The 26,645-nt window shown below is 48.5% G+C and carries 29 protein-coding genes and 1 pseudogene; 16 read left to right on the top strand and 14 right to left on the bottom strand.

Going from position 1 to position 26,645, the window contains the following annotated elements; all coding sequences use genetic code 11:
• Window positions 1-85: 85 nt before the first annotated feature.
• Window positions 86-814 carry a response regulator transcription factor gene (locus FGT79_RS21545; RefSeq protein WP_138754910.1) on the top strand — a complete coding sequence of 243 codons (729 nt, stop codon included), beginning with the start codon at window positions 86-88 and terminating at the stop codon, window positions 812-814.
• 183 nt (window positions 815-997) lie between these two features.
• Window positions 998-2,314, top strand: coding sequence for a putative bifunctional diguanylate cyclase/phosphodiesterase (locus FGT79_RS21540; RefSeq protein ID WP_138754909.1), 1,317 nt, complete (start codon window positions 998-1,000; stop codon window positions 2,312-2,314).
• Window positions 2,315-2,488: 174 nt separating this feature from the next.
• Here the strand turns inward: FGT79_RS21540 and FGT79_RS21535 are convergent, their stop codons facing one another.
• Window positions 2,489-2,707: a hypothetical protein gene (locus tag FGT79_RS21535; protein ID WP_076337062.1), complete on the bottom strand. Its 219-nt coding sequence runs from the start codon at window positions 2,705-2,707 to the stop codon at window positions 2,489-2,491.
• 127 nt (window positions 2,708-2,834) lie between these two features.
• The gene (locus tag FGT79_RS31300) at window positions 2,835-3,002 is read right to left on the bottom strand and encodes a hypothetical protein (protein ID WP_171056364.1); all 168 of its coding nucleotides are present in this window, start codon (window positions 3,000-3,002) and stop codon (window positions 2,835-2,837) included.
• 138 nt (window positions 3,003-3,140) lie between these two features.
• Between FGT79_RS31300 and FGT79_RS31295 the strand changes: the two genes are divergently transcribed.
• A complete protein-coding gene (locus tag FGT79_RS31295; RefSeq protein ID WP_171056363.1) occupies window positions 3,141-3,290 on the top strand; it encodes a hypothetical protein in 150 nt (49 codons plus the stop codon).
• 45 nt (window positions 3,291-3,335) lie between these two features.
• Here the strand turns inward: FGT79_RS31295 and FGT79_RS21530 are convergent, their stop codons facing one another.
• The 4 genes from FGT79_RS21530 to FGT79_RS21515 all read right to left on the bottom strand — a co-directional run bounded on the left by FGT79_RS21530 (window position 3,336) and on the right by FGT79_RS21515 (window position 6,361).
• Complete coding sequence (locus tag FGT79_RS21530; protein ID WP_138754908.1) at window positions 3,336-3,998, bottom strand: TraX family protein; 663 nt, start codon at window positions 3,996-3,998, stop codon at window positions 3,336-3,338.
• Between the two features lie 154 nt (window positions 3,999-4,152).
• Window positions 4,153-5,049, bottom strand: a complete 897-nt coding sequence (locus FGT79_RS21525; protein ID WP_138754907.1) for a manganese catalase family protein — start codon at window positions 5,047-5,049, stop codon at window positions 4,153-4,155.
• A 128-nt stretch (window positions 5,050-5,177) separates the two neighbouring features.
• Window positions 5,178-5,774, bottom strand: a complete 597-nt coding sequence (locus FGT79_RS31985) for a hypothetical protein (RefSeq protein ID WP_246096542.1) — start codon at window positions 5,772-5,774, stop codon at window positions 5,178-5,180.
• 239 nt (window positions 5,775-6,013) lie between these two features.
• Complete coding sequence (locus tag FGT79_RS21515) at window positions 6,014-6,361, bottom strand: hypothetical protein (protein WP_138754906.1); 348 nt, start codon at window positions 6,359-6,361, stop codon at window positions 6,014-6,016.
• 225 nt (window positions 6,362-6,586) lie between these two features.
• On the opposite strand from FGT79_RS21515, the gene FGT79_RS21510 reads away from it, so the two are divergent.
• The gene (locus FGT79_RS21510) at window positions 6,587-6,925 is read left to right on the top strand and encodes a hypothetical protein (protein WP_138754905.1); all 339 of its coding nucleotides are present in this window, start codon (window positions 6,587-6,589) and stop codon (window positions 6,923-6,925) included.
• Window positions 6,926-7,051: 126 nt separating this feature from the next.
• Here FGT79_RS21510 and FGT79_RS21505 read toward each other — a convergent pair whose 3' ends face one another.
• Together FGT79_RS21505 and mscL are read right to left on the bottom strand one after the other, a co-directional pair.
• Complete coding sequence (locus FGT79_RS21505) at window positions 7,052-7,687, bottom strand: NUDIX hydrolase (protein ID WP_138754904.1); 636 nt, start codon at window positions 7,685-7,687, stop codon at window positions 7,052-7,054.
• A complete protein-coding gene (gene mscL, locus FGT79_RS21500) occupies window positions 7,680-8,138 on the bottom strand; it encodes a large-conductance mechanosensitive channel protein MscL (RefSeq protein ID WP_138754903.1) in 459 nt (152 codons plus the stop codon). Before mscL ends, FGT79_RS21505 begins: the two co-directional genes overlap by 8 nt.
• Window positions 8,139-8,421: 283 nt before the next feature.
• Between mscL and FGT79_RS21495 the strand changes: the two genes are divergently transcribed.
• The 4 genes from FGT79_RS21495 to FGT79_RS21480 all read left to right on the top strand — a co-directional run bounded on the left by FGT79_RS21495 (window position 8,422) and on the right by FGT79_RS21480 (window position 13,371).
• Window positions 8,422-10,200: an ATP-binding protein gene (locus FGT79_RS21495; protein ID WP_138754902.1), complete on the top strand. Its 1,779-nt coding sequence runs from the start codon at window positions 8,422-8,424 to the stop codon at window positions 10,198-10,200.
• Between the two features lie 74 nt (window positions 10,201-10,274).
• On the top strand, window positions 10,275-11,042 hold the full coding sequence (locus tag FGT79_RS21490; protein ID WP_138754901.1) for a sporulation protein: 768 nt from the start codon (window positions 10,275-10,277) through the stop codon (window positions 11,040-11,042).
• A 134-nt stretch (window positions 11,043-11,176) separates the two neighbouring features.
• Window positions 11,177-12,304: a DNA alkylation repair protein gene (locus FGT79_RS21485; RefSeq protein ID WP_138754900.1), complete on the top strand. Its 1,128-nt coding sequence runs from the start codon at window positions 11,177-11,179 to the stop codon at window positions 12,302-12,304.
• Window positions 12,301-13,371 (top strand): FUSC family protein, encoded by a 1,071-nt coding sequence (locus FGT79_RS21480; RefSeq protein WP_138754899.1) that lies wholly within the window; start codon window positions 12,301-12,303, stop codon window positions 13,369-13,371. Before FGT79_RS21485 ends, FGT79_RS21480 begins: the two co-directional genes overlap by 4 nt.
• Before the next feature lie 124 nt (window positions 13,372-13,495).
• On the opposite strand, the gene FGT79_RS21475 is transcribed toward FGT79_RS21480, so the two are convergent.
• From FGT79_RS21475 to FGT79_RS21465, 3 genes are all read right to left on the bottom strand, one after another.
• A complete protein-coding gene (locus tag FGT79_RS21475; protein ID WP_138754898.1) occupies window positions 13,496-13,792 on the bottom strand; it encodes a transposase in 297 nt (98 codons plus the stop codon).
• Window positions 13,793-13,930: 138 nt separating this feature from the next.
• Window positions 13,931-14,281: a zinc ribbon domain-containing protein gene (locus tag FGT79_RS21470; RefSeq protein WP_138754897.1), complete on the bottom strand. Its 351-nt coding sequence runs from the start codon at window positions 14,279-14,281 to the stop codon at window positions 13,931-13,933.
• 10 nt (window positions 14,282-14,291) lie between these two features.
• Window positions 14,292-14,900, bottom strand: coding sequence for a TVP38/TMEM64 family protein (locus FGT79_RS21465; protein WP_138754896.1), 609 nt, complete (start codon window positions 14,898-14,900; stop codon window positions 14,292-14,294).
• Between the two features lie 448 nt (window positions 14,901-15,348).
• On the opposite strand from FGT79_RS21465, the gene FGT79_RS21460 reads away from it, so the two are divergent.
• Together FGT79_RS21460 and FGT79_RS21455 are read left to right on the top strand one after the other, a co-directional pair.
• Window positions 15,349-16,197, top strand: a complete 849-nt coding sequence (locus FGT79_RS21460; RefSeq protein WP_138754895.1) for a stalk domain-containing protein — start codon at window positions 15,349-15,351, stop codon at window positions 16,195-16,197.
• Window positions 16,198-16,384: 187 nt separating this feature from the next.
• Window positions 16,385-17,362 (top strand): aldo/keto reductase, encoded by a 978-nt coding sequence (locus FGT79_RS21455; RefSeq protein ID WP_138754894.1) that lies wholly within the window; start codon window positions 16,385-16,387, stop codon window positions 17,360-17,362.
• Between the two features lie 128 nt (window positions 17,363-17,490).
• Here FGT79_RS21455 and ilvA read toward each other — a convergent pair whose 3' ends face one another.
• Window positions 17,491-18,759: a threonine ammonia-lyase IlvA gene (gene ilvA, locus FGT79_RS21450; RefSeq protein ID WP_138754893.1), complete on the bottom strand. Its 1,269-nt coding sequence runs from the start codon at window positions 18,757-18,759 to the stop codon at window positions 17,491-17,493.
• Window positions 18,760-18,880: 121 nt separating this feature from the next.
• Between ilvA and FGT79_RS21445 the strand changes: the two genes are divergently transcribed.
• Complete coding sequence (locus tag FGT79_RS21445; RefSeq protein ID WP_138754892.1) at window positions 18,881-19,465, top strand: hypothetical protein; 585 nt, start codon at window positions 18,881-18,883, stop codon at window positions 19,463-19,465.
• Window positions 19,466-19,552: 87 nt separating this feature from the next.
• Here FGT79_RS21445 and FGT79_RS21440 read toward each other — a convergent pair.
• A pseudogene (locus FGT79_RS21440) lies at window positions 19,553-20,542 on the bottom strand (exosporium glycoprotein BclB-related protein); the annotation flags it as partial.
• Between the two features lie 493 nt (window positions 20,543-21,035).
• Between FGT79_RS21440 and FGT79_RS21435 the strand changes: the two are divergent.
• The 5 genes from FGT79_RS21435 (at window position 21,036) to FGT79_RS21415 (ending at window position 24,952) form a co-directional block, all read left to right on the top strand.
• Window positions 21,036-21,836, top strand: coding sequence for a hypothetical protein (locus FGT79_RS21435; protein WP_138754890.1), 801 nt, complete (start codon window positions 21,036-21,038; stop codon window positions 21,834-21,836).
• A gap of 31 nt (window positions 21,837-21,867) precedes the next feature.
• Window positions 21,868-22,320, top strand: a complete 453-nt coding sequence (locus tag FGT79_RS21430; protein WP_138754889.1) for a flavodoxin — start codon at window positions 21,868-21,870, stop codon at window positions 22,318-22,320.
• Between the two features lie 22 nt (window positions 22,321-22,342).
• A complete protein-coding gene (locus tag FGT79_RS21425) occupies window positions 22,343-23,059 on the top strand; it encodes a hypothetical protein (protein WP_138754888.1) in 717 nt (238 codons plus the stop codon).
• Between the two features lie 185 nt (window positions 23,060-23,244).
• Window positions 23,245-24,096 (top strand): AraC family transcriptional regulator, encoded by an 852-nt coding sequence (locus tag FGT79_RS21420; RefSeq protein ID WP_138754887.1) that lies wholly within the window; start codon window positions 23,245-23,247, stop codon window positions 24,094-24,096.
• A gap of 184 nt (window positions 24,097-24,280) precedes the next feature.
• Complete coding sequence (locus tag FGT79_RS21415) at window positions 24,281-24,952, top strand: SOS response-associated peptidase (RefSeq protein ID WP_138754886.1); 672 nt, start codon at window positions 24,281-24,283, stop codon at window positions 24,950-24,952.
• 331 nt (window positions 24,953-25,283) lie between these two features.
• On the opposite strand, the gene FGT79_RS21410 is transcribed toward FGT79_RS21415, so the two are convergent.
• Entirely contained in the window at window positions 25,284-26,276 is a 993-nt protein-coding gene (locus FGT79_RS21410; RefSeq protein ID WP_138754885.1) for an electron transfer flavoprotein subunit alpha/FixB family protein, read from the bottom strand.
• Between the last annotated feature and the right edge of the window lie 369 nt (window positions 26,277-26,645).

Raw genomic sequence — 26,645 nt, 5'->3', positions numbered from 1 at the left:
GTTGTCGCTTTAATGTCGGTATTGTATAGTAGAGATACAATAAATATTCGACAGAAATCTCCTATCCTCAAAAAGGGTGACGACAATGTATAAAGTTCTAGTTATTGAAGATGACGTCATGATGAGTGATATGCTGTCTATGTATTTATCAGAAGAAGGCTATTCCGTCATGCAAGCCTACAGAGCAGACGAAGGACTGAAGCTAACGTCTGAGTTTGTACCTGATTTGGTATTGCTCGATTTAATTCTTCCCGATTTAGACGGCATGGAGGTTTGTACACTCATTAGGAAACGTTCTAACGTACCGATTATGATTTTGTCGATGAAGAGTGAAGTGTCTGAACGGGTTCAGGCCTTGAAGGCCGGAGCCGATGATTACATGTGCAAGCCATTCAGTATGCATGAGATGACAGCTCGAGTTGAGGCGCTTATTCGTCGTTCGAATTCGGTGCAGACAGAGACGGTTCAGCAGTTCGCTGCTGCGGCTGAAGTTAAGGATGATGGTGATCCGATTCAGCTGGATTTCGAGAGAAGGCTGCTGCTTGTGCGTGGTCAGCTTGTCGAGACGACATTCTCGGAATATGAGCTAATGAAGCTGTTTCTTGCTTATCCAGGCAAGGTGTTCAGCAGGGAAGAACTTATAAACACGATTCGCGGGTTTGATTCCTTCGTGACAGACCGTGCCATCGACGTACATATTGTTAATCTTCGGAAGAAGATTGAACAGAACCCGAAGGAGCCTCGTCTCATTCGCACGGTTTGGGGATTTGGTTACAAGTATACAGCTCAGCATACGAGTATGAGCAAAGGCTAACGTCTTACACTCAAGAACGACATCGCGGCGGCGAAGTCGTTCTTTTTTTTCATGAAAATCAAGATTTTTAGAGACTGAAGCAGCTCTCATTTCCCAATTGTAAGGAGAATCTGGAACAATATTAAAATATCTAACAATCTTCTAAATGTAGCTCTTTAATTTTTCTAATGTTTGTATGGGAGAATGAGCTTAACTAAAGGATTGGGACGGTGGTTCAAAATAATGGATGCGTTAACCGGTTTACCTTGCCGCAAGGAAGTTTTTGCACAACTCGAAGTGGCGGTAAATGTTGTACGTGCGGCAGGTAAGCGAATGGTAGTAGCGATGGTTGACATCGATCGCTTCTATCGGGTGAATGAAACCAAAGGGACGGAGTTTGGTAATCAGTTGTTGTATATGTTAGGAAAACGTTTGGCGGAAGCGAGAATGGTTGCAACGAGTGTAAGTAGGGTCGGTGGAAACCGTTTTTTAGTCGCTATGCCGGTCGAGAATGACGAGAGCCACAGCATTCAGGCTGTGGAGGCCATTAAGAATGCGGTGGAACGGCCAATTGATGTAGATGGAACGGAGATGTACTTAACTTCAAGCATCGGAGCGACGTTGTTCCCGCAGGATGGACGGACAAGCGAACAACTCTTCTGTCGAGCGGAATCAGCCTTACATCAATCTAAGGAAGAAGGCGGGAATCGAGCGAGATTCTACAATACAGAGGATACGATTAAGTTGAATAGACGTATCGATATCGAGACGGCACTGAGGCCGGCTTTATACCTGCGGCAGTTCCGACTAAGCTATCAGCCTATTTATCGGATGTCTGACGGCAAGCTGAGAGGCTTTGAAGCGCTCATCCGCTGGAGCCATCCAGAGCTGGGCGAGATCTCTCCTACTGAATTCATTCCTATAGCAGAGCATAATGGACTCATTGTACCGATTGGAGAGTTGGTGCTTCGTGAGTCTTGTAGAATGTTGGCTGGTATGAGCAAATACGGGTTATGCAATTTAATGATGTCGATTAACGTGTCTGCGCAGCAGCTGCGAGACTCCTCGTTCTCCCAGACGGTGCTGCACGTATTGAAGGAGCATGGTTTAGCCCCTTCTCATTTGGAGCTTGAAATTAAAGAAAACGATTTGATCTATCATTCAGATGCGGCTATGACGTCACTTAGCTGGCTCAGAGCGAAAGGCGTTGGGATCGTCCTGGATGATTTCGGAACGGGCTTCTCTTCTCTCGTTAATCTGAAGCATTTGCCTGTGCAATGCTTGAAGATAGATAAATCATTTATTAAGAAAATCGATCTTCAGAGTGCGGAACGGATTATTGTGGAAAGCATTATAAAGCTTGCTCATAAGCTAGGATTAGAGGTTATAGCAGAAGGTGTTGAGTACAAGGAGCAATATGATCTGCTCTGCGAGTGGAATTGCAACAGTGTTCAGGGGTTTCTGCTCGGAAAGCCGCAGGCTCCGGATATGCTTGATTTATCCATGATTCGCCGCGCATAGTAAATCGCTGAGATACAGCTAAAGAAAGCGAAAATCAGCTTGTCCCTGCAGCCATGTGCTGCAGGTTTTTTTTTGAAGTATAGGAAAGCATATCCCAGGCTATACATTCTAAAGACAAAAAAGACCTGAAGGAGCACATTGAAGTGTGCCATCAGGTCTTTTTTCTCGTGAGCTTTAACATACTTCCAGGTAAAGCTTAGTTCCGTCATTATATTGGAAAATAGCGACATCGCGCACCATTTCTACCGATTTAATTCTTCTCCATTTTTTGCGGAAATCAAAATCCAATTCCAATTCGTACAATTTATGATTAAGCAGTTCTAAGGATGCTGATTGTTCGTTAGGGTAGTAAACAGGGACGGAACGACTTTTGAAGGTAACGATTTTCATCATTTCCTATTACACCTCCGATTCATTTCCCCCATTCTAACGTAAACCTTTTAGCCTCTTATGAAAAGGTGGTCAGGATTTTGTTTATTTTACTTACAATTTCCTAACACTTTCGACATTAATCGCGTTTTTAGCTGGAATAGCTGCTGCGCTTCTTTGTATAATAGCGATAACCTCGGCGAGAGCGGCTTTGTGGGCGGTAATGCCCGTTGTTATAGCTGTTGCTGTAATGGCGACGACGATGTTGCTTGCGTCCCATGAGTGCATACATCAACCGTTTCAGCAAATACTTGAGCATAAAACAGGCCCCCCCTAATTGAGTTTGTCGAAATTTGTAAAGCGGCGTATTGGCTCGTTTTATTGAGGGGAGCAGCTGTTCGATGGTAGTTTTCAAATATATGCAAACGATAAAGGGCTGGGGCAGTTTTTTCTATTCATGATACACGCAGGTTATGAATATGATGAAGGACAGGCGGAATGCAGCCGGCAGGAAGAGCTTGTGCGTACAGCTCTCGTGCAGATGTTCGTGGGCAGGCTGCTTCAGAGGAGCCGAACCTGCTTTGCTACGGTTGAACAACGCGAGTAGGAGCTTCGGCTGCTTCTGGAATTGCCGGAATAAAGCGCACGAACTTCATAGTGAGCGAAAGAGATCATTAAAGGTCTGATTGCTGGTTATATGGTAGATGATCGCCAGCAGTGCAAGCTGGAGCGGGTAGAAGCTTCGCCAAACGAGGCGGGGTACCTTGATTTTGTCCGCGCCGCGTATGAAATCAGGCACAAAAACAATCAGAACGGTAGCGAACAGGCTAAAGGCTTGAATGAACCAACCTTTTATAAAAAAGCTTACCACGTTCAAGGAGAAGTGAAACAAGGTAAACCATTGTAGTTGAGCATAGCGATAAATAAGCACGAGCATTACGATATATGCACCATAGCTGAAAGGGAAAGCTTCCAATACACCTGCGAAGCATATTGCTGTCAGTGCCTGTAGAACAGGTTTGCCTTTCCACTTGTCAAGCAGTCTTAACAGCAGAAGGCATACGAATAAGGACCCTACGGTATTGACCTCCAGCCGTTGAAAGGCAAATTGGTAAGGCAACTGGGATAATACAGCAATCCATGCCACCCTTCGTAAATAGCGATTCACATCGCGGGTTCGAAAATATCCCAAAACCATGGTGAAGGCATAAAACGGAAGTGCAAGCCGCCCCACGATTCTCCATACAGCGTTCTCAGGAAACCATAATAGGCCGATATGATCAATAAGCATCGTAAGCATGGCCAGAAATTGCATCTATGCACCTTCATTCTCTCGACTTTCATCCAGTATAGCATAAGGATGAGGAGAGGATAGGAGCAGGAAGACCTCCAAGCCGCGATCACGCGAATGAGGAGGTCTCGAAAGGGTATTTGTGCTGAAGCTAGTAGTTACGCCGCTTAATCAGGCGCTAAAGACCAGCGTTTTTCTGCAGACGACGTGCAATCTGAAGGAAGTCCTCTTGTGAGATGCCAGGTGCAAACTCCTCAGGCAGTTCGCTCAAATCAGGCATTGGGGCACCTTGTGGAGCACCCTGTATAACCTCGAGCGGAGCTCCGGTCAGCGGGTTCTGACCATTCCAAATCAGAACGATATCTTTGTAGTCATTTTGGCTGAACGTATATAGTTTGTTGCCGAGCCCCATCGCTTCGTATTTGCGGGCAGTCTCGAATCGGTTATTGCTAAGGTCTGGAATGGGAATGAGCTGCTTCACGTCAACGCCGGTTGCGATTTCGAGCGCTTTGGCATAAGCCAGCACGTGAACGCCGCCTCGGACAAGCAAATAACCAATCATGGCCCGTGCAGTAGGATGGTCTGTCATCTCATAAACACGCATTTTATGTGTACGCGCTCCGCATTCCAAGAAGAAGTTATGCAGCAGGTCAAGCACTAAGTTTCCACTGCTGAACACGTTATCTCCCGTCCAAGCGCGGCCCATCGAATCGCCAGGCAGGGAGGTTTGTGCTGTTTTGATAAAGAAATAGCTGTTGCGTTTATCTATTCCTGGCTTCAGTGGTGCCGAGTTAGGATCGCCGGGGCTTGTAGTGCCCGTAAGCACCATGTTGATAGCGGTAGACACCAGCTCAACGTGACCGAACTCCTCGGCCGTTATACTTGATACAAGATCATAGAACGGTTTGAGCTTCTTTTTCTCACGGAAATTAAAGGACTGGTACATGTAATTATTTAATGTAGACATTTCTCCAAACTTTCCTCCAAGAAGCTCTTGTACCGCAGCAGCGGCGTTGGCATCCGCGTATGGAGAGGGGGGCAATTCGACCTGAAGCTTATTAAATCGTTCAATCACGGGGGGTGCTCACCTCTTTTCATTGGCCATTCTGTCTATATTAATGTATGAATGCTTGCGCGCACATAGACCGTCTAAGTGACAGGATAGGACAACTCATTGTCGAATCTTTCGAGCTATACATCGGCCTAGTTGTTCAGCAAGGTGATGACTAGCAGCTCGTATAATACGAGTGGGAGCACCGCATTGTATGGATTCATGAAAGCGCGAGGGTCTCGCATCGTGCATTGCAAATATAGAATACAGTGATCCATGTGCATGAGCATACCTTCGTAGATATGTCCATCGATTGTCTGAACCCGGACGTATTTATGCATATGGCCGCCGCACATGCCCATGACGCGATCCCTTACCTGCATAACCATCTCCGTATGCTTCGGCTCCGCCTGATAGAGAACCGGAGAGGTGTTCTCCATAGCGCCCATACTGCCCATATGACCCATATTGGGCATACTGCCAGCGCCGCCTGTGCTGGGCATATGACCCATATTCACCATATTGCCAACACCGCCTGTGTTGGGCATGTTCGGCATACTCCCCATGCTTCCTACATGAGACATATTTCCCGTGTTCGGCATACTGCCAGCGCCTCCGACATTGTGCATATTATGCATGTTCGGCATGTTGTTCATATTAGGCATGCTGCCTGCACCGCCTAAGTTCGGCAGGTTCCCCGTATTGCCCATATTGCCGATGTTGCCCATATTCGTCATGTTTTCCGCCAAGCCAATGACCTCCATTCGAATGGTATGTCATATAGGTATGCGGCAGGGACGCTGGTCATACAACAATTGCGAAGGAGTATCCCCGCGATTGTCATGGATCACTCGTCCATACCTTTCTCTCAAACTTGCATAGAATAGAGTAAGTTCGAGAGGAAGGGGGGATAGAAATGTCCGCCAAATTAAACGTAAAAGTCCGCAATGTCAAATCCACTCGCAAATCCACTACCCGTGCCCATATATCAACTAGCTGCAATTGCAAAGACCAACACAAAAGCTGCAAGTGCAAGGATCAACACAAGAGCTGCGGCTGCAAGCGCCGTACTGAACCCGCAGTCGAAGCTATGCAAGTTGCTGGCAGCGAGCTGAGCGATTTCTTCAAGCAATTGAAAGACGAGCAAACAGCAGCGAAATTTGTTAGAGCAATCCGTTGCCGTGACGCCAGAGCTATTCAATGCTTGCTTGATTGTCATTGCCGCGTCGTTAATTTCTTCTGTACGCATGAAAAAGACTGTGTAAGAATTTGCTGCTCCTTCGGCAGAAATCATGATGTATCCGTGTCGTTTGATATTTGTGTGAAAAGAGTTCAAAATGAATGCCGCCGCAATACGTGGTTCTAATCGTCGAAGTTAAAATCGAAGTTAATGGCTGCCCTTAGCTATGGGCAGTCCTTTTTTTGCGATGGTGGAGGGATGAAAATCACTGGGTCAGCCTTGATGGCATAGAATAGAGGAGTTAATGCATAGCAAACGAACTAGCCTGTAAGGAGGGGAGCAAGATGCCGCAAATTCCTAATTTCCCACAAGCGCTGTTAGATGAGCATCGAATTTGGCATCATACGTATCATTTGGTGCCGGGAACGGTGCCGCCGCCAGGATACGGCGAGCGATTCCTGCGTTTTCATCGGGATTATATTAACCGTGTCTACAGCTGGCATGATGCAAGGGGTTATGACAGGAGATGGATTGCTGCGTGGAACGAGGTTCCGGAGGGTATTCGCCGTTCTCCCTGCTATGATGCAAGGGCTGAGCAGAGGGTACAATTTAACCCGCGGTCTTTTGCAACGCTGGATGAGCTGGGGAGTTTTATTGAGACTAACCTTCATGGCTGTTTTCATGAAATGGGGGCGCGTCTCTTCAATCAGCCTGAACTGAATGATTTCGACCTCGCCCCGCGTCATACGGAATTTTATCATATTCACGGTTTGATTGATCAATGGTATACCAATTGGGAGCGGGCGTGGGGTATTCGCGGACATTCCGGCCTAAGCGAGAAACGGATTACGTACAACCACGGAGTGCCTGCAGTACGTTCACGTAATAAGCGAAGTCGCGAGGGACGAATTGATCCGCCCGCACAGAGCGCCGCACCACAGTCATTGGAGCGCCAGATTCGGCGACCTCAACGCCGTGAGCTGCAGTCTCAGATAAAGAGCCTTCAAACAATGCGATCAACTCATCAAGATCTGCCTCGTAAACACCAGCCACTTCTTCTTGCTGGAGCTTCAGCTCCGTCAAAGGCACCTCGCATACGAGGCCGAAGACGTCGCTGACCTCCCGGTCGATGAACGGCTTGCCGTGTACTTCACCGCTGGCATCCTCGCGAATTTGTCCCAGCGGAATGAGCTGCTCGAACGATGCTGTTATGCCAAGCTCTTCCTCAAGCTCTCGCATGGCTTCACGAATCGTCTCGCCAGCGGCAAGATGGCCGGCAGCGGTAGTATCATAGCAGCCGGGATTGGTATCCTTGCTGGCCTGCCGCAGCTGGAACCGCGCGAATCGGCGGTCGCCTTCGCGGCGAGTCAGCCAGCAGTGGAACGTGCGATGCCAATAGCCGCGAGCATGCGTCTCCGCACGCGTCGCTGTGCCAAGCGGCCGAAGCTGCTCGTCATAGATGTCGAACAGCTCATCAGCCATGAGCAGCAGCCTCAAGCTGAGACGTGCAGTGCTTGCAGCGAGTAGCTTTTACAGGAACCTTGGACAAACAGTACGGGCAGTCCTTCTCGGTTACTTCCACTGGCGCAGCGTCCTTCTTCTCGTTGCGGCGAAGTACGTTAATGACTTTGACCAGCATGAAAATACAGAATGCAACGATAACAAAGTCGAGCATCACGTTAATGAATTGTCCATAAGCGATAGCTGGAGCGGCAGCGATCTTCTCGTCTGTCATTCCGTTTGTATTGACAAGGTAAAGCTTCAAATCTTTGAAATCCACTTCTCCTAAAATTCTACCAATCGGCGGCATAATAATATCGTTGACGAGCGATGTGACGATTTTGCCGAAAGCTCCGCCGATAATGACCCCGACTGCAAGGTCGATGACATTGCCCTTCATTGCAAATTCTTTAAATTCTTTGACGATCTTCATTTCTGTTCCTCCTACATAAGTGTGATGACGCCGTAGTGTGATTGAGGCAAGATTCCAATGAGAGATTAGGCAAAAAGAGCATGCCCGCAATCATCGATTCTTCTAGTATGGCCTGTTTCTAATAGAGTCATCCTATCATAATAGCGGAAGTTTGGAAGAAGAGAAATAGCCGCTTACTTTACTGCAAAATATTACAAGATTCTACGAATATAACAGAGGGTTTTTAGGGGGATTGTCGAATTTTACTATTTGCAGGTAAATTTAAGTATATTTAAGGAGTCCTATGGCTGAGGCGATGATTACTGGAAACCCCTATTATCTCGTTTTATCGATCATTATTATGTGTTTTGCCTCCTACACGATGCTCAATATGATTGAGCAGCCGCAGCCTAAGGAAAAGATGTATGGATTCAATTGGATGATTGGCGGAGCCTCTGTCTTCGGACTAGGCTTATGGACGATGCATGTCGTATCTCTGCTTGCTTCGGATTACCGGATGGTGATGGATTGGAGTATGCTGCTCGTCTTAGTAGTCTGCGCGATTATCGTCTATTCCTCGCTGCTTGTGCTTAAGAACCAGCAGCTTAAGCGAGTCCGATATTTCATCAGTTCCCTATTAATGGCGCTGGGAGCTACCATGCTGCAATACATATCCATGTTGTCCGAGTCGGTAGTCATTCTCCAGATAAATTGGCTGCTCTATTGGCTGTCCTTTGGTGTCGGCTTTGTTGGGGCTTATTTGGCTTTCTGCTGGCTCGAATCCAAATCCCCTTATTATAAATTAAAAAGCTGTCTATCCCTTGGATTATCCAATATGGCTATTCACCAAGTTGGCATGCATGCACTTAAAGTAGAATACGATAATGTATTATCTACAGATCTGTTGAATGAGTATTTGCTCCTGCTTGCGTTTTTGCTTGGACTGTCGACCTTAATTATTCTAAGCTTCAGTCTCACGACATGGCTTGCATCCAACAAGTACAGACAGATTGATGAGCGCTATAAGCTGCTCGTCGAGAACTCTATGGATACGATCGCTTTAATAAGCGATGGCAAATGGGAATTTATGAACCGCGCGGGCTTATGCATGTTCGAGGTGCAATCGGAGCGCGAGCTGATCGGTCAAAGCGTGTACAGTCTGCTAAGTGAGTCCTATCATAAGGAGATGCGCGTGTGGCTTGCGGCGGGTCAAGAACATGACCATACGACAGCCAAGCCGCTTGAACTGCAATGGCTGTCGATGCGCGGAACACTGCTCCATACAGAGATGGTCAGTGCCAGTTCAACCTTCTCTGGCAAACAGATCAAGCAGGTCATTATCCGTGATATATCCGAACGGAAGAAAAACGAAGAGCTCCTCATTAATTCAGAGAAGCTTTATGTCGCGGGCCAGCTGGCGGCAGGCATTGCACACGAAATCCGCAATCCGCTTACCTCGCTGAAAGGCTTCCTGCAATTAATTACATCGGGCCGCGGCAATAGCAGTAACTTCTACGATATTATGAAGTCCGAGCTTGTACGCATCGAATCGATTGTCAGCGAGCTGCTTATGCTTTCTAAGCCGCAGGTGTATGAATTTGTTCATAAGGATTCGCGCCAAATTATGGCGGATACTGTGAATTTGCTCGACACGCAGGCTATTCTACATAACGTCATTATTGAATTCCATTCCGACTTTCGGCCTTTGTGGGTGCATGGCGTAGAGAATCAATTGAAGCAGGTATTTATTAATGTGCTCAAGAACGCCATTGAAGCGATGCATAATGGCGGAATTGTTACGATTACAATGTCGCTTGATGAGGAGAAAGGCGTACTTATCCGTATTAAGGATGAGGGCTCAGGCATACCAGATGAGCAGCTTGCCAAGATTGGCCAGCCTTTCTATACAACTAAGGATAAAGGTACGGGTCTTGGGTTAATGGTAACGTATAAGATCATCGACAACCATCAGGGGCGAATTTCAGCAGAGAGCAAATTAGGCGTAGGTACAACCTTTGTTATTCAATTGCCGTACAAGGAAGTCCCTGACATTCAGGAAGTGGGAACTGAAACGGTTATATGAAACCTAAATAAATGGACCTCGTAATATGCTTTAGAAGTTCAGAATGGCCATTTAGAGGATGGAGGTCGTTTTAGATGTTTAACCGGTTTTTGGCAAGCATAGGAATAGGTTCTGCGAAGATTGATACGCTGCTGGAGAAGCCTCGTTATTCGCCAGGCGAAGAGGTGCGAGGTATTGTGAAGATTCAGGGCGGTAACGTGGAGCAGCGAATTGAAACCATTCAGCTATCGGTTATGACACAATATATACGTGAGAGCAACGACAACAAGATTAAGCAAAATGGCGAGGTTGGACGTTACCATGTGAGCGCCCCTTTCACGCTGAAGCCAAATGAACAGCGGGAGGTATCCTTCTCGTTCCAGCTTCCTCATCAGACACCGCTTACGATCGGCCACGTGCCGGTATGGGTGAAGACAGAGCTGGATGTCCGAGGCGGAGTGGACCCTGGCGATAATGACCGAATCGAAGTTAGCCCAACTGCTCCGATGAATACGGTGCTCGAAGCGTTGAATTTGCTTGGCTTCCACTTACGGAAGGCGGAATGCGAATATTCCTCTAAATTAGGCGGCAAAATGCCATTTATCCAAGAGCTTGAATTCGTACCGACGACGCAGTTTCGCGGGCAATTGGATGAACTGGAAGTCATGTTCTATCCATCTGATCACGAGCTTGAGCTGGTGCTCCAGATCGATCGCCGCGCACGCGGGCTGTCCAGCTTTTTCGCAGAGGCGATGAATATGGATGAAACGTTTGTACGTACTCGCTTTACACATGTACAACTGGCGGCAGGACCGAATGATATTGCTCGTCAGCTGTCTGATATACTCGCGAGATATGCTTAGACTGCTGTAAGCTTTGAAACAAAGCTCAGAAACACGCCTATGGGAGTGCTTCTGAGCTTTTTTCTTGTGATAAAATAGAGAAAACGTGAACAGTTATGAAATTTAGGTATAATAGCTGGAGGAGGGGATTTACAGTGGCAGAACCGCTAAAGGCTATGTATGATGGCTTTTTTCTAGAGAGATTTGCAGCTTTGGTGAAAACAGCATGGAGCCCGTTTGATGAATCGCGATTCGTGGAGCATGTACGGGATGGCGATTGGGAGCAGTTGGAGCTAAAGGCGCGTTGTCGCAAAATTACGGAAGCATTAGGTACGGCGCTGCCTGAATCGTATGGTGATGCGCTTGCCGTACTCTATCAAATAGATGAGAAATGTACGGGACTTCCTTATATCTTCTTTTCAGACTTTGTTGAACAATACGGAATGGAGCCGCATAACTGGGAGCTTTCGTTGGCGGCGATGATGCGGTTTACCGAACGCTCAACAGCAGAGTTTGCGATTCGCTCCTTTATTCTGCACGATCCTGAGCGCATGGCTTCCGTTATGCTCGCTTGGGCGGAGCATCCGAATGAGCATGTTAGGCGGCTCGCAAGTGAAGGGATCAGGCCGCGTCTGCCATGGGCGCAGGCTTTGCCGCAATTCAAGCACGATCCATCACCGATTGTGCCGATTCTGGAGAGGCTGAAGTGCGATCCGTCTCTATACGTACGCAAGAGCGTTGCGAATAACTTGAATGATATTGCGAAGGATCATCCTGAGCTGGTCATTTCACTTGCAGAGGCTTGGAGGGGCAAGGATGAGCGGACGGACTGGATTGTTCGGCATGGCTGCCGCACGTTGATTAAGCAATCCGTACCAGAGATCATGGCTTTGTTCGGATATGCCAAGCATGGTGGTGCGGAGGAACGCAATCAGCCATTAGTGGCTGACGCTTCGATCATAGCAGCTCCAAGCGTGATAGCGATCGGCGGAGAAGTGGCCTTGAGCTACCATGTTCGCCTGCGAGAAGGAGACACTGCTAAGCTTCGGATTGAGTATGGTATTGCATTCGTAAAGTCCAGCGGAAAAACCTCGCTCAAACGATTCCTGCTCTCAGACCGCGAGTATGCGGGTGGAGCAGAAGCTTACAGTGTGCGTGTACATCGGTTCGCAGACTTAACGACGCGGAAGCATTATAGCGGGCTTCATCTGGTAACGTTATGGGTGAACGGGAGAGAGGTAGCTCGAGCGGAGCTGGCGGTCACGGAGGCTGCATTGTCATGACGATAGGAGCAAGGGTATTAAAAACCGGAATGGCCGTAGCGCTTGCCATCTACTTGAGCAGCTTGTTCGGCTTCGCGTCCCCGCTAATTGCGGCGGTCGCGGCCATCTTTACGATTCAACCGTCCATCTATCGTTCGTGGCAGCGGGTAGCGGATCAAGTACAAACTAATCTGCTTGGCGCAGCTATTGCCATTGTGGCGGTTCGATTATTCGGTCATACGCCAATTGCGGCTGGGCTCGTTTGTATATTGGTTATTCTCATCAGCATCAGGCTCAAAATGGAGAGCACGATTAGCCTGACGCTGGTTACGGTCGTTGCTATTATGGAAGCGAACGGCCAAGGCTGGGATGTTGCGGTTTCGAGACTATTGATGGTGTTGACTGGTATCGGTTCTTCCTTCTTGGTTAACGTTCTTGTTTTCCCACCCCGTCCGAGAAAGCAGTTCACAGAGCAGGTGCATCAAGCGTATACGCAGCTGTCGCTGCTGCTAAGAACGGCCGTTTCCAATGAGATGAAGGAGCAGGTGTTCCGCGTTGAGAAGGACAAGCTGCATGGCACTCTGCGCAAGCTGGAAGAGCGCCATACCGTGTTCGAAGAAGAACGTAAGGTGCTTGCCCGTACGAAAACAAGTCATGCGAGACAATTGCTGGTGTCTAAGCAGATGATTAAGACGCTGCAGAAGGGGGCGGATCTCCTCGATGTCGTGGAAGAGCATTATTTCGCCTCGCCTAGCGCTGGCGAGTGGGCGCTTCGTTTCGATCGGCAAATCGAGGACTTGTCGAAGTATCATGAGCAAATCCTGCTGAAGGCAGAGGATAAGATGAAGCCTAACGCTTTGATCGAGCCGGAGGAAGAGCGTGAAGCGAGGTTCGTCAAGGACTTAACTGCATATGTGATGGAGGACCCGGATGAGCACAAGCGTCTTATATTCGTTGCTTCGGGCCTATTCGAGTACGCCTATCACCTTAGACGCTTGGAGAAGCTGCTCGATCAGGTGCAGCAGCGCGAAGAGAGCGCGAAGCGCGGAGCTGAGGAGCTGGAGAACGGTGAACGTAAGCTAGGGTAAGAATGAGTACAAGCATAAAGTTAGAGTTGAAAAAAGCAGGTCGGAGCTGCGCTTGAGAGCGCTCCGTCCTGCTTTTTTGGTATGCAGACGCACAGTTCCATGTCAGAGCTAACACAGCTACTGGCTATTGGTCATCGTCGGTTTTGTTGCTTCCTTCATGGCGGCGGGGATGCTGCATATGTGCCTCAGGGTTCTTGTCATCGTCATGAGGCACTAGACGCGGATCGGTATGCCCTTCATGGTGATTGTTGAAGAAGAGCTCAACAAGCTGCCATTCCGTCGTGCCAAGCATAGGGTCAGCTGGGAAAATATCGCCGCGTTCAAGCTGCTCCTCGCCTCCCCATTCGTTGCGATAGGTACCCTTCACCTCAACGGGCTCACCTGACATAGGGTTCATCTCATGATGGTTAGAATTGCTCATAGGTTGTCAACCCACCTTCCTCTATTCATAGTCCGTTCCTGCCTACTCGTTCACTTCTCTTCATAAGAAGATCCTCAACAGTGTGCCACAAAAGGAAGAAATATATGAGCGCGGATTATAGAGAAGATGGTGTGAAATTTATAAAAGCCGTAGACCACAGGAGGGGCAGGTTAAATCACGTTCTGTGATCGTTTCACTGCAAGCGGGACATGGCTCGGAGAAGGGCGATAGTTCGGCTACGTTAGGTTTATCCTTGTCCTTGTCTCCAGTGCCTGTGCTGGAGCTGTCTGTGGATGGCCTAAGGTGTGCAGGTGTGCCGAAGATGGTCTCAACCATCTCTTTCAGATTCTTATACCGATCAGAATCATCCGATGCCATTCGCACAAACATGAACATGCCGGTGAGAAACCCGCCGGCAATGAGGATGACCACTGTCGTCATCCCTACATCGAGTAAAGAGAACAGCAGCGGGGGAAGGGAAGCTTGCAATCAGATCACCTCATCCATTCACCTGATAACGGGATTCGAGTCGTTTGCCCCCGAACCACATGACCAGTACGGCTGTAATGGAGACAAATATACGCCAAGGTTCGTCCACTAGATTGCCGATATCGAAGCTGATTAAGGAGATGCAGAAGATCATTACTGCTTTACCAAGCAGTGTCGCAAGCAGGAACGTGTGGAACGGAACCTTGCTGAGACCAGAAACGACCGTAATAATGACAGATGGCGTAAATGGAAAGCAAGCCAGTAGAAACAAAGGCGTGAAGCCTCTGCGCTCAACCCAGTTGAAAAATCGCTCCGACTTTGGGAAACGCTTTTGAAGCCGTCCTTTTACATTGCGGCCGAGCTTGCGACTAATCCAAAATACCGTTACAGCACCGGCAGTCACGCCGATCCATGAGAACAGAAATCCAAACCCTAGACCATAAATGTTGGCATTAGCCGCAATAATAAGAATAAGCGGGAGGAAGGGGAGAAAGGATTCAATCATGGGCAGCAGAATTCCTGGAAAGGGGCCCCACTGCGAATAGCTCTCTAACGTCCACTGTATCGAATCCAGATCCAAATGCTTTAGGTATTCCAGCCAATTACGCCAATCATCCATATCGTTAACTCCGTTCTACATGTTTAATGCTGATATAGGTTACAACGGTTACAAGAAATGCCTTGCTTCGATGTAATAGTAAAATAGGTCAGGCCATGCAGAATGGCCGATAATGTAAACAATACCAGAATGCAGAACTCGAATCCAGCATTCAACTAGCAAATCCACGCACCTCGATTTTATTAACAGGGGTCCATTTATGTGCGATAAGATCTCTCTATTAAACATTTATTCGTTAAAATATTCAAATTATATCAGTGGGAAAATAAAATAGAAAAATTACGAGTAATTATAGTGAAGTGAAAAGATGAGAAAAACAATAAAAGTTGTAATTTTTTGATTTTTGAATGCAATAATAACTATTTACACAAGCTGCTTGTTTGGGATATCATGGGTATTAATATTACATAATTTTGCTCATAAAACACATTATTGTAGGGTTTCTTTCATGCAAATCAAGAAATCGGTTTTTGTTGGCTCACTTTTAGCTAGTAGTTTAGTTTTCGGAGTTGTAGGCGTTGGTGCAGCAACGGGTATCCAAAAAATTCAAGCGGCATTAAATCACAATATCGGGTTTAAGGTAGATGGCTCAGCTTGGACTCCAAAAGATCAGAGCGGAAATAAGATGTCCGCCATTGTATATAATGGTTCTACCTATTTGCCGCTCAGAGCGACTGCTGAGGATTTGGGAGCCAGCGTCAACTACGACAATGCTAAACAGTTGATTACTTTGAATAGTGGTAATAATTCAGGCATACCGTTCAATGATGTAACAACACCATCTACTAACACTAACAATAACAGCAATTCTGGGAATACCTCAACGCCTGCTACTGCTGTTGGTATTATTAAGCTAACGGGAACAGAAGCTCAAATGACTGAAAAAATGAAAAAAGAGGCTGTTGCAGTCATTAAAGCGCTAAGTGCAGATTTGAAATCGGGTAAGCCGACAGTTATGAATGCTTACTTCGATAATTACGTATCAGGTGCGATCGCTGGTTCACCCATGGGTCTTGCAAAAGAGTACTATAAGGAACAATATGGGTCGTATTTAGCTTCAAATATAGAGGCTAACTCCAAGGAAACGATGGATAGTTTTAGTAGTGCTATTGCTAAAGTGACAGTGTCTGATATTAAAGTTTTTAATGTGACTACAAAAGATGAATATGATCAAACGTTTAGTTACAGCTATCAGCCTCAAGGTTGGGATGCTTTTAGCGCAATCTACCTCTACTTCAAATTCTCGGCAAATGCCTATGGCAGCAGTAATTACATTCTGTCTCAGGTTTCTTTCTAAAATGTAAAGATACCGTTCTAGTATCCAAAAGGCACAATTGTTCTAAGGAGCAATTGTGTCTTTTTCTGTCTCAGACGGTTCGTTTACAAATAACGAAGATGTGAACGAGATTTGGTTAGTTTGTATCATTTTTGTATAATGAATAAGCAATCCATCCTATTTCACATTTGAAGGAGCGATGATTAGAGTGCAGTATACGAAATTAGGAAAATCAGGTCTTAGGGTAAGCCGGTTATGTCTAGGGACGATGAATTTCGGAGTAGATACCGACGAGAAGGAATCATTTCGTATTCTTGATGCAGCGCTGGATGCGGGCATTAACTTTATCGACACCGCCAATATTTATGGCTGGGGTGAGAATGCTGGTCGAACGGAAGAAATTATTGGCAAATGGTTCGCTCAGGGCGGTGGACGTCGCGAGCGCACCGTACTCGCTACGAAAGTATATGGCGATATGCATGATAACCATGATGGTCCGAACCGGGAAGCCGGTCTGTCGGCCTACAAAATACGCAGACATCTAGATGCATCGCTGAAACGTCTGCAAACCGATCATATCGAGCTGTATCAGATGCATCACGTTGACCGCAGTGTCCATTGGAGCGAGCTGTGGGGAGCTTTCGAAACCGCAATCTCGCAAGGCAAAGCGGGTTACATAGGCTCGAGCAACTTTGCAGGCTGGGATATTGCAGTGGCACAAGGCGAAGCAAAGGCAAGAGGCTCGATTGGTCTCGTGTCCGAGCAGCATAAGTACAATTTGCTCTGCCGATTGCCAGAACTGGAAGTGCTGCCAGCTTCTAAGGAGCTTGGCCTTGGCGTTATTCCGTGGAGTCCGCTTGACGGCGGGCTGCTTGCAGGCAACCATCGCCGCAAGGATGGCGGACGCCGCAGCGGCGACTCGAAGCGACTGGAGCAGCACCGGGAGCAATTGGATGCTTATGCAGCATTCTGTGATGAGCTTGGTGAGCCAGAGGATCTCGTATCACTAGCGTGGCTGCTTGCCAATCCAGCTGTATCGGCACCGATTATCGGAGTGCGTACATTGGATCAGTTCGAGCGTTCACTCCGAGCTGTGGAAATTTCACTGGACGAATCATCACTGAAACGGATTGATGAAATATTTCCCGGCCCTGGCGGGGATGCACCGCGCGCTTACGCCTGGTAATACAAGCGCCCCGATTCCGTTAATGGAATCGGGGCGTGTTTGCTTAGCGATCAGTCTCGCGCGGGAGTATGTAATCCTGCGAGTAGAGAAATTCATCTCTCTATGTGGTTAGGCGTATTCTCATATTGTCAAATTAAAAGGTTGAATAAAACCGGGTCCTTGTTCAGCTCAAGAAACTGGAAACCCTTCGAGGTCATCCGTTCAACAAGCGGTTCATAGTCCTCTCTGTGCTTGAGCTCGATGCCAACGAGAGCCGGACCATTGTCCTTGTTTGATTTTTTAGTATATTCGAAGCGTGTGATGTCATCATTAGGTCCGAGTACTCGGTCTAGAAATTCCCTAAGCGCTCCTGCGCGCTGTGGAAAGCTGACCATGAAATAGTGCTTGTAGCCCTCGTAGATGAGGGAGCGCTCCTTGATCTCCTGCATACGATCGACATCATTGTTGCCTCCACTTACGATACAGACAACGGTCTTGCCCGCGATTTGCTCGCGGTAGGCTTCAAGCGCGGCAATGGGAAGCGCGCCTGCGGGCTCCGCAACGATCGCGTTCTCATTGTACAAATCCAGCATCGTTGTACACACCTTGCCTTCTGGCACAGCAATGACATCATCTAGCAGCTCTCGGCAAATCTCGAATGTCAAATCGCCGATTCGCTTAACGGCAGCGCCGTCGACAAATTTATCGATTTGGTCAAGCGGCGTCACTATGCCTGCATCGAGAGAGGCTCTCAGCGATTGTGCGCCTTCGGGCTCGACGCCGATAATTTTCGTTTCTGGTGAGATGATTTTGACATAGGAGGAAACACCTGCTGCAAGTCCGCCGCCCCCAACGGTGAGGAATATGAAATCAGGTACGGATTCAGCAGCTTCCATCAGCTCTTGACCGACGGTTCCATTGCCTGCAATGATCTTAGCATCATCGAACGGGTGGATAAAGGCCATGCCGCTGCGATTGCTCTCGGCGAGTGCTTCTGCATAGGCATCGTCAAAGGTATCGCCTGTTAGAATGACCTCGACCTGAGCACCGCCGAAGAAACTGACCTGTGATACCTTCTGGCGTGGCGTCGTGCTAGGCATATAAATTTTTCCTGGAATGCCGAGTGTTTGACAGGAGTAAGCCACACCTTGAGCATGGTTGCCTGCGCTGGCGCATACAACGCCTTTGGATAGCGTCTCCTGGCTTAGTGAACGCATCAAATGGTAAGCGCCGCGGATCTTGAACGAGCGAACGATTTGCAAATCCTCTCGCTTCAAGAGCACATGACAGTTGAAACGCTCGGATAACACACGGTTATATTGAAGCGGCGTACGCGTAATAACATCCTTCAGATGCATTTGTGCTTGAACGATTTCTTCAAGCCCGATGCGGTACAGTGGGGCATTATTCGTGTTCATATTTGACCATCCTCTCAGCTCTATTAGCTCAACAGCATAAATGATTGGATTCATTATAGCACTACCAGCATAGCTAAATGGAAGAGGGGTCGCTATTTTTTGTGAGAGGGAGGGAAGTTTATTGGGTAAAATATTGAAAAGGCTGATGCTCCTTCTTGTCGTTATCCTACTGCTGCTGGGCGGAGCGCTTTGGTGGCTTGTATCCTATGTCGCACCGGACGAACAGCTGGATCTCAGCTACGCTCCGATCGACGTTAAGGGAAAAGCGCTGGATATGGTCAAAAACTTAAAGCCGGAGCTCGTACTTACGGAAACAGATCTTGATCATCTAATCAAACAGAACTTGAAGAACGATTATGGAATCGGAGATGCAAATTCATCAGCAATCATGCTGAGGGAGGATGTACGCTTGGACGGAGCGCGCTTCGAGCTGGAAGAAAATAGGCTTGTGGCACATTTGAATGTCACTTATAAAGAACGGCTGCCAGCTGCATTAGAAGCGGTATACGCACTGGAATGGCAACCGCCGAATATTGTGCTTCGACCTCAATCATTGTTTTTGAAAAAGAGCCGTTTGCCGTTGTCCATGCTGGATACGATTATAATTCCACTAGACCTGCCTGCTTATGATGTTGTCACTATAGGTGATGTTCAGTTCGAACAGGAACGAATTCGAATCGGATTCAAGCTGCAGTTTTCACTTTAGCATGTCGATTTGGAGTGAGAAGGAAGGCAATAGAAAAATAGCGGTACAGGAAATGCTCCTGTACCGCTGGATTCGAAATCATTAAAGTTAGTCGATCGTTAAGCCTGCGCTTGCATAACCGGCAACGGTATTTATAAGACTGATCCCCGTTGCTGTAGCGGAGAATAGAAGTAGAAGGCGGGTACCGGCTGTTACAGGAATAGCGAGACCTGACGAAATGCCGTTGCTTATTTCGCCGATCGCCAGGATATTAGTAAGTGGCGGTGCCAGTGTTACGACTGCGCCAGGAACCGCGGTAAAGGAGTTGTTAGGTGTCGGCGAGCTGTACAACTGAGCAGTAATTTCAATAGTAGAGCCTACAAGCGAAAGTGCCACAGTAGTACTGAAGAATGCGGCAATGGAAGTGATGGTACCATCGCGTGGTACAGAGAACGCAAAGTTGAGAAGGGTTCCTGCTGCACCTGTAAGGTCAATAATTCCACCGACAATGCTGACACCAGTAGCCGAAGAGCCAAACCCAACCATGCTGGATGTTCCGACTAAGCCGCCTAATATTGTAGTTAGGGCTACCGGAAGTCCTGAAGCAAATGGAATGATAGCTCCCGAGCCTGTTGCTCCAGTAGGCCCTGTTACGCCCGTCAAACCGAAACCGGTAGCACCTGTCAAGCCAGTTGCGCCAGTGGCTCCCGTGTCGCCCGTCCAACCTGTTGCACCTGTCCATCCGGTCCAACCCGTAGCTCCAGTTTCTCCGGTCCATCCCGTCCAACCTGTAGCCCCAGTACCGCCTGTAGCTCCAGTGCCGCCTGTAGCTCCAGTGCCGCCCGTAGCTCCAGTGCCTCCAGTAGCGCCAGTACCGCCCGTAGTTCCGGTTTCGCCAGTAGCACCTGTAGCTCCGGTCGCTCCTGTAGCCCCAGTCGTGCCAACGCCCGGACCAGTAGGTCCAACTGCACCCGTAGCGCCTGTTGCGCCAGTGCTGCCAAAGCCTGTAGCGCCGGTAGCACCGGCAGCGCCCGCTGCACCTGCTGCACCTGCCGCTCCCGCTGGGCCGGCAGGACCTTGAGGACCTCTGCGGCCAGACGGGGCATTGACGACAAGCTTTTTCTTAACGACGATTACTTTATCTCCATGATGTTTTCTTCTTGGACTACAACCTGATGCCGGCTTTCTGACACAGCGTCTCTTGTGATTATAATAACTCAGTTGAAAGCACCTCCTTGTTTGATGCCTTATCCTACGTTCATACTCTACCTATTGATTGGGTAAGTATCAGGTAGAGACATAGACCTTCAACTATATTTGCGGAATTGTACGAATGTCTGCTAGAGATTAGCCCGGCTTCATCGTATGAGAATGGATAGGTATGAGATGAAGCTTACATGAATAATTTCATTGACATCGACACTGAGAATAGTTATCATGTATACGAAAGTGATAATCATTATCACCATAAGGAGACAGCATTCAACGCACCATATAAGTCCAAATAGGCTCGAGCACACGAGCACACACATAGAGCAGCGTATACAGCAATCGACATATGAAATCCAAATGGATCAAAGGAGCGAAATACATGCAAACAGAAACAAGCAGACCTTGGAATTGGCTGCTCTTTCCTTTCTCATCGGTTAAAGCAGGCTCTGATTGCTTGTTTGCGGCTTCAGTCGGGCACGGTATATATCAGATTGATGCAGAAGGAAGCTACGAGAAGCTTGAGCATGGCATGGATAGCAGTGCACATGTGAATCGGCTTCAGCTGCAGCATGAACTACTGCATGCATGCACAAGCAGCGGCTTGTATGAATGGAACGGCGAAGCGTGGGAGAACGACGGCTTAACCATTCCATGCTATCAATATCGCAAAATCGGCGGAAGCAGCTATGCAGCTACTGAATATGGATTATGGTCCAAAGCCAGCAATCGCTGGGAGCAGATTGCATGCGAGAATAAGAAAGTTTTTGACTTCATAAATTTGCCGCAATATTTAATTATCGCGCATGAAAGCGGCGTTTCCCTCTATGATCGTTTCATGGACGACTGGGCACATTTCGAGTTGGGAACCAGTGTGACGAGTTTGGCTGTATTCAAAGGCCATCTAATCGGAACGAGCGATAAAGGCGAGCTTCTTGTTGGTGACAAGAAGGGAAGATTCGACCGGATCAAGTTCGGCAAGCCGTTTGTATTCTCAGTGCTCTCCAAAGGCAACGAGGTATACGCCTGCACAGACCGCGGATTATTCCAGCTTGCTTACATTTGCAATCAAGTAACGCTGCTGTCTATCAAGCTCGGATGCCCGGTTACGGACATTGATATGCAGGACGGCAACTTATATATGGCTACTCTTTTTCAGGGCATCCAGACATTGAATAAGTAAATCACATAGAAGTTTAGAGGAGGAATGACGGATGTCGAAAGTACTGGTCGTTTATGCAAGCATGACAGGAAATACGGAAGAAATGGCAGAGGCCATTGCAGAGGGCGTTAAGGAAGCAGGCGCGGAGGTCGTGCTGAAAGAAGCTTTCGACGCTAGTCCAGCAGAGCTTAACGATTATGATGCTATCATAATGGGAGCCTATACATGGGGTGACGGCGAATTGCCGGATGAATTTATTGATTTCTACGAAGAGATGAATTCACTTGATTTGAGTGGTAAAATCGCAGCTGCATTCGGATCAGGAGATACTTCGTATCCGATCTATTGCGCTGCTGTTGATATGATTGAGGCTAAGCTTAAGGAGCTTGGCGCAAAGATATCGGCAGAATCTATTAAGTTTGAATATAATGCATCAGAGGACGAGAAGGAGCTTGGCCGGAGCTTAGGGCGCCAAATCGCCGGACTTGTAGCGGTAGCAGGATAATAAGGCGAGAGGGGCAGCAGTGATGATGGATCAAATACCGGTTGTATTAAGAGTTGAAGATTATAAGCTGGAAGAGCTGCTGCGTTGCCCCGAGCATTTCGCCAAAAGCAAATCGGGCCGCAAACAAAAGAGTGACGTGAATTGGAGGCAGATGGTTCAATTCGCGGCAAGCCACTGCGTAAATGATTTCTATGGACTGCCTGAAGGTGGACGTACGCAGGATGCGATAGAAGCTTCTGTTGAGCATTGGTGGACGAATCGAAATTATAAATTTCATTCGGATGAGCATTTTTTGCAAATGAAGCAGACGGTTAAGGAGCAGCTGTCAAGCTTTCTGCTTGGCGGAGCATGCCCGCGTACGCCGATTATCTTTTATGAACAATTGACTGCCTATGTGGAAGAGCTTGACCTTGAGCTCTCACAGATCTTTCATTTGGTTGCTGCAGATCCGGATGGCGGGGCAGACGACTATATCGTTCAGAAGCTGGCTGTGGATGTTGATGAGGATGCGCTGGGCTTGTTGTTCCATATGACTTCGGTATTTTGCATGAGTGCGTTCGAGAAGCTCCCGACCCGTATTGAGGTGTTATCTTTACTTAGCGGCAAAAAAGTGGTCTATGTTCCCGATGAGGAGTCACTAGAGGGTTCCTACGATTATATGTATTTGATCAAAAGCCTGCTGCCGGAGGCTGACGTCTTCAAGGTCAATCCAGGCTCATCGTTTCAATTCGTTATGTAGCAAATGTGCGGCAAACATAGTATGACAGATCAACCTCGATCCCTTTTCTAATCAGAAGGGCTGGAGGTTTTGTTTTGTTGTAGACAAATGAAACGGTTTTCAAGTAACATGGGCAGTAGTCGTTTTTTGCACATTTGCACAGGGGTATTACTTGCTGTGTGAAGCTTTTATAAGGAGAGATTAGGTTGTCAGATGAGCTATTACTCACATTTCGTTCGCCGCCATTGCCATTTTTCATAGAATCCAACCGTTTAACCTATCACGCTGGAGAAGAGCATCCGAATCGGACGAATCTTGGCGTGTTTGATTTGTTGTTCGTTAATCAGGGTGCGCTGCATGTAGCTGAGGACAACCGTGAGTGGACACTTGGCCCCGGTGATGTTCTCATCCTTAGACCAGACCGCTGGCATTATTCCACTCGCCCTTGCGAAGAGGAAACTGTGTTCGACTGGATTCATTTCCAGACCGTTGGAGCTTGGGAGGAGACGGTCGGCAATCAAAGCGGCTCGCTGCGCGGCGATTATTACACCTATGCGATCCGTTTGCCCAAAAAAATGAAGCTGACCTATCCAGACGAAGCGAAGCTCATCTTCTCCCAGCTGCATGAAGCGGCCAAAAGTTCGTCTCATGGCGCGTTCTGGGATCGGCAGCAGCGTTTCCTGCATTTGCTGCAAATGCTCGATGAGGGCTGGCGTTCGGATGCCGCCAAAGCGGCGGTATCGGTTGCGGAGCGGGCAGCGGCTTATCTCAAGCTCAATTATCGCAGTCCAATCAGCAACACGATGCTTAGCGATGTGCTTCAGCTGCATACAAATTACATCACGCGCTGCATGACCGAGGTATTCGACTGCACGCCGCAGCAATATTTGCTCTATTATAGGCTGGATCAAGCCAAGCTGCTTCTGATCAAAACCGATTGGACCATCGCCCGGGTAGCCGAGGAAACGGGTTTCCGGCAGACGCCTCACTTCTCAAGGCTGTTCGCAACGCATACAGGGATGCCGCCGCTGAAGTTCCGCAAGCGGTTTACAATGTAGGGAATTCGGATGTTTCTCAGCTACAGTAACAATAGATATGGGTAAAATAGGATAGTAAAGTCGAGGACAGGAAACGGTTGCTGGTCAACCGTTTCCTGTCCTTTTATTATTTCATGCAATGGTTGCATAATTACATACCCTTTAACAAAAACTGGATTCAAACAATGTGAAAAGGGTGGTTGTGATGATTGAACGGTTTTCGCTAACAGCAGATTTGAGTGAAATAGTAGATCGGTTTCAGGTGGGGAAGGTGATCAAGGGGCATACGAACCGGTTTAATGTAGCGCCGACTCAGACGGTGTCGATCGTCATGAATGACCGATTCGATCAAAGGACGATGCAGGAGTCAAGGTGGGGCTTGTTCCCTTTTTGGGCCAAGGATGCTGTGAATGCTGATCATCAGACGCTGTCCGAGAAGCCTTTTCTCGGGCGCATGCTTCGGAGGCAAAGATGTGTGCTGCCTTGCAGCGGTTTTTTTGGGCAGAAGCAGGTGGGCAATGAGCGTGACCCAAGAGCGATGCATATCGTCGTTCCGAGCCAATCGCTGCTTGGTATTGCGGGCATTTACGACTGCTGGACGAATGTGAGCGGCAAAGAGGTTCGTGCGTTTACGATGATTACCGCAGCCTCGACTGGGTCGATGTCGGTATGGCAGCCGCGCGTACCGATTATACTCGATGAGGAAGGCATAGAGGATTGGTTGAATCCTCGTATTACCGAGTTTAGCGGGCTTCGTAAGCATCTGGAGGCGATGGATTCGTATTTGATGCGAGCGTATCCGGTTACGAACGCGGTGCATGATGACCTGTTTGAATCACCGGATTGCATTCGGGAAATTCGACCTGATTTTGCTTGAGTTTTTTTGAGGGGAAATTGTTTGGGGGGATTTTGAGTATTGCTGGGTGGGTTGGCTTATCCTGCACGCTTGCAGGATAGGAGCACATAATCGGCATGAAATGGAGGCTATCCTGCACAGGCGCAGGATAGCCTCTATTTTTGGCGTTTTGGCGTCTGAAAAAGGGCGAAGTTAGTGCAAGCGTACAGGATAGCTTGTTGCGACGGGTCAAAATGAGCCAAGTTAATACAGCTGTGCAGGATAGGAGGGGAAAGGTATTTTAGATTGGTTAATTTAGCTTAGCTTTGATTATCCCGGAAAGCTGCGATTTGTGAAATAAGTAAGGCTGGATCTAGGAACGTGCTAGCTGAAGCTCGGTAGTCAAAAGGGGTACAACCTCGAATAAATCACCGACGATGCCATAATCAGCGACGCCGAAAATAGGCGCGTCGGCGTCTTTGTTAATGGCAACTATTACGCGGGACTGGCTCATGCCAGCTAAATGCTGGATAGCGCCGCTTATGCCGCAGGCAATGTAAAGCTGTGGTGTAACAACTTTACCCGTCTGGCCGATTTGCAGCGCATAATCGCAATATCCGGCGTCGCAGGCACCGCGCGACGCGCCGACAGCGCCGCCGAGCGCTGTTGCCATCGCGTGCAGCGGGGCGAAGCCGTCCGCGCTGCGAACACCTCTACCGCCGGAAACGACGATGTCGGCTTCGGCGAGGTCGAGCTGTCCGCCAGCGCGGCGCACAAGGCTGCGCACGGCGGTGTAGAGCTTAGGCACCGTGAACGGAAGCTCCGCCACGGTGCCGGTGATGTTACCGGCGTCGAGCGGTTCCGCCGCCGGCAAGTTATTCGGGCGCACCGTGATGACCCACGGCTGGCCCGGCACAAAGCTGCGCCGCTCGAACGCCTTGCCGGCGTAGAGCGGGCGAATGAATAAGGCGTCACCGCCATCGATAGATGCTTCGATGGCGGTGACGTCAGCAATGTGGCCGGCGCCGACTGCTGCGGCCACACGGGGCGCGAGCTCGCGCCCCATAGCGGTGTGGCCGAGCAATAGCGCGTCCGGCTGCACCGCAGCTATGGCTGCGCCGAGGGCGGCGATGTACGCCTCGGGCGCGAAGGCGCGGAGGGCAGGATCGTCGGCGATATGCACGACGTCCGCTCCCCGCGCAATTAGCGCGGCGGCTTCATCCGCCGCGCTGCCAGAGCAGGCAAGGACGGCATGCACGGCGCCGTCCTTGCCTGCGAGCAGCCGCGCTGCGCCGAGCGCCTCGAATGCGACTCGGCGCAGCGCGCCGTCCCGGCTTTCAGCAAAAACCAGAATTGTTTTGGACATGGAATGCCGCTCCTCTCTCGTGTCGCTTACGTTAAACGAATATATAAGTGGCTGCTAGCATATAAAAGTGGGTTATGCTGCACTTTTTGCAATAAAACCTCATACAAAAGGTGATTTGCCGGGCTACGTTGCAAAAAGTACAACAGAATCACGCGTGTGGGCGAGATTTGGGCTGCGAAGCTCTCTTCTGTTGCAGAAACTGCAGCGTAGCAAGGGCATGATTAGTTAAAAGCCGATTAGAGTGTACAAAGTGCAACGTAGCTCGGTGGTCGGCTGGAGAGGTAGTTTGAGGAACCAACCAACCAACCAACCAACCAACCAACCAACCAACCAACCAACCAACCAACCAACCAACCAACCAACCAACCA

This window comes from Paenibacillus sinopodophylli, from assembly GCF_005930355.1.
Lineage (GTDB): Bacteria > Bacillota > Bacilli > Paenibacillales > Paenibacillaceae > Pristimantibacillus > Pristimantibacillus sinopodophylli.
This window is presented reverse-complemented; position numbering and strand designations above follow the sequence as displayed.

Coding starts and splice junctions, on each gene's coding strand:
- FGT79_RS21430 (WP_138754889.1), top strand. CDS start 21,868: ATGTCGAAAGTACTGGTCGTTTATGCAAGCATGACAGGAAATACGGAA.
- ilvA (WP_138754893.1), bottom strand. CDS start 18,759: ATGAACACGAATAATGCCCCACTGTACCGCATCGGGCTTGAAGAAATC.
- FGT79_RS21540 (WP_138754909.1), top strand. CDS start 998: ATGAGCTTAACTAAAGGATTGGGACGGTGGTTCAAAATAATGGATGCG.
- FGT79_RS21545 (WP_138754910.1), top strand. CDS start 86: ATGTATAAAGTTCTAGTTATTGAAGATGACGTCATGATGAGTGATATG.
- FGT79_RS21495 (WP_138754902.1), top strand. CDS start 8,422: ATGGCTGAGGCGATGATTACTGGAAACCCCTATTATCTCGTTTTATCG.
- FGT79_RS21490 (WP_138754901.1), top strand. CDS start 10,275: ATGTTTAACCGGTTTTTGGCAAGCATAGGAATAGGTTCTGCGAAGATT.
- FGT79_RS21505 (WP_138754904.1), bottom strand. CDS start 7,687: ATGGCTGATGAGCTGTTCGACATCTATGACGAGCAGCTTCGGCCGCTT.
- FGT79_RS21510 (WP_138754905.1), top strand. CDS start 6,587: ATGAGCATCGAATTTGGCATCATACGTATCATTTGGTGCCGGGAACGG.
- FGT79_RS31300 (WP_171056364.1), bottom strand. CDS start 3,002: ATGCTCAAGTATTTGCTGAAACGGTTGATGTATGCACTCATGGGACGC.
- mscL (WP_138754903.1), bottom strand. CDS start 8,138: ATGAAGATCGTCAAAGAATTTAAAGAATTTGCAATGAAGGGCAATGTC.
- FGT79_RS21465 (WP_138754896.1), bottom strand. CDS start 14,900: ATGGATGATTGGCGTAATTGGCTGGAATACCTAAAGCATTTGGATCTG.
- FGT79_RS21480 (WP_138754899.1), top strand. CDS start 12,301: ATGACGATAGGAGCAAGGGTATTAAAAACCGGAATGGCCGTAGCGCTT.
- FGT79_RS31295 (WP_171056363.1), top strand. CDS start 3,141: ATGATACACGCAGGTTATGAATATGATGAAGGACAGGCGGAATGCAGC.
- FGT79_RS21535 (WP_076337062.1), bottom strand. CDS start 2,707: ATGATGAAAATCGTTACCTTCAAAAGTCGTTCCGTCCCTGTTTACTAC.
- FGT79_RS21475 (WP_138754898.1), bottom strand. CDS start 13,792: ATGAGCAATTCTAACCATCATGAGATGAACCCTATGTCAGGTGAGCCC.
- FGT79_RS21530 (WP_138754908.1), bottom strand. CDS start 3,998: ATGCAATTTCTGGCCATGCTTACGATGCTTATTGATCATATCGGCCTA.
- FGT79_RS21410 (WP_138754885.1), bottom strand. CDS start 26,276: ATGTCCAAAACAATTCTGGTTTTTGCTGAAAGCCGGGACGGCGCGCTG.
- FGT79_RS21415 (WP_138754886.1), top strand. CDS start 24,281: ATGATTGAACGGTTTTCGCTAACAGCAGATTTGAGTGAAATAGTAGAT.
- FGT79_RS21460 (WP_138754895.1), top strand. CDS start 15,349: ATGCAAATCAAGAAATCGGTTTTTGTTGGCTCACTTTTAGCTAGTAGT.
- FGT79_RS21435 (WP_138754890.1), top strand. CDS start 21,036: ATGCAAACAGAAACAAGCAGACCTTGGAATTGGCTGCTCTTTCCTTTC.
- FGT79_RS21425 (WP_138754888.1), top strand. CDS start 22,343: ATGATGGATCAAATACCGGTTGTATTAAGAGTTGAAGATTATAAGCTG.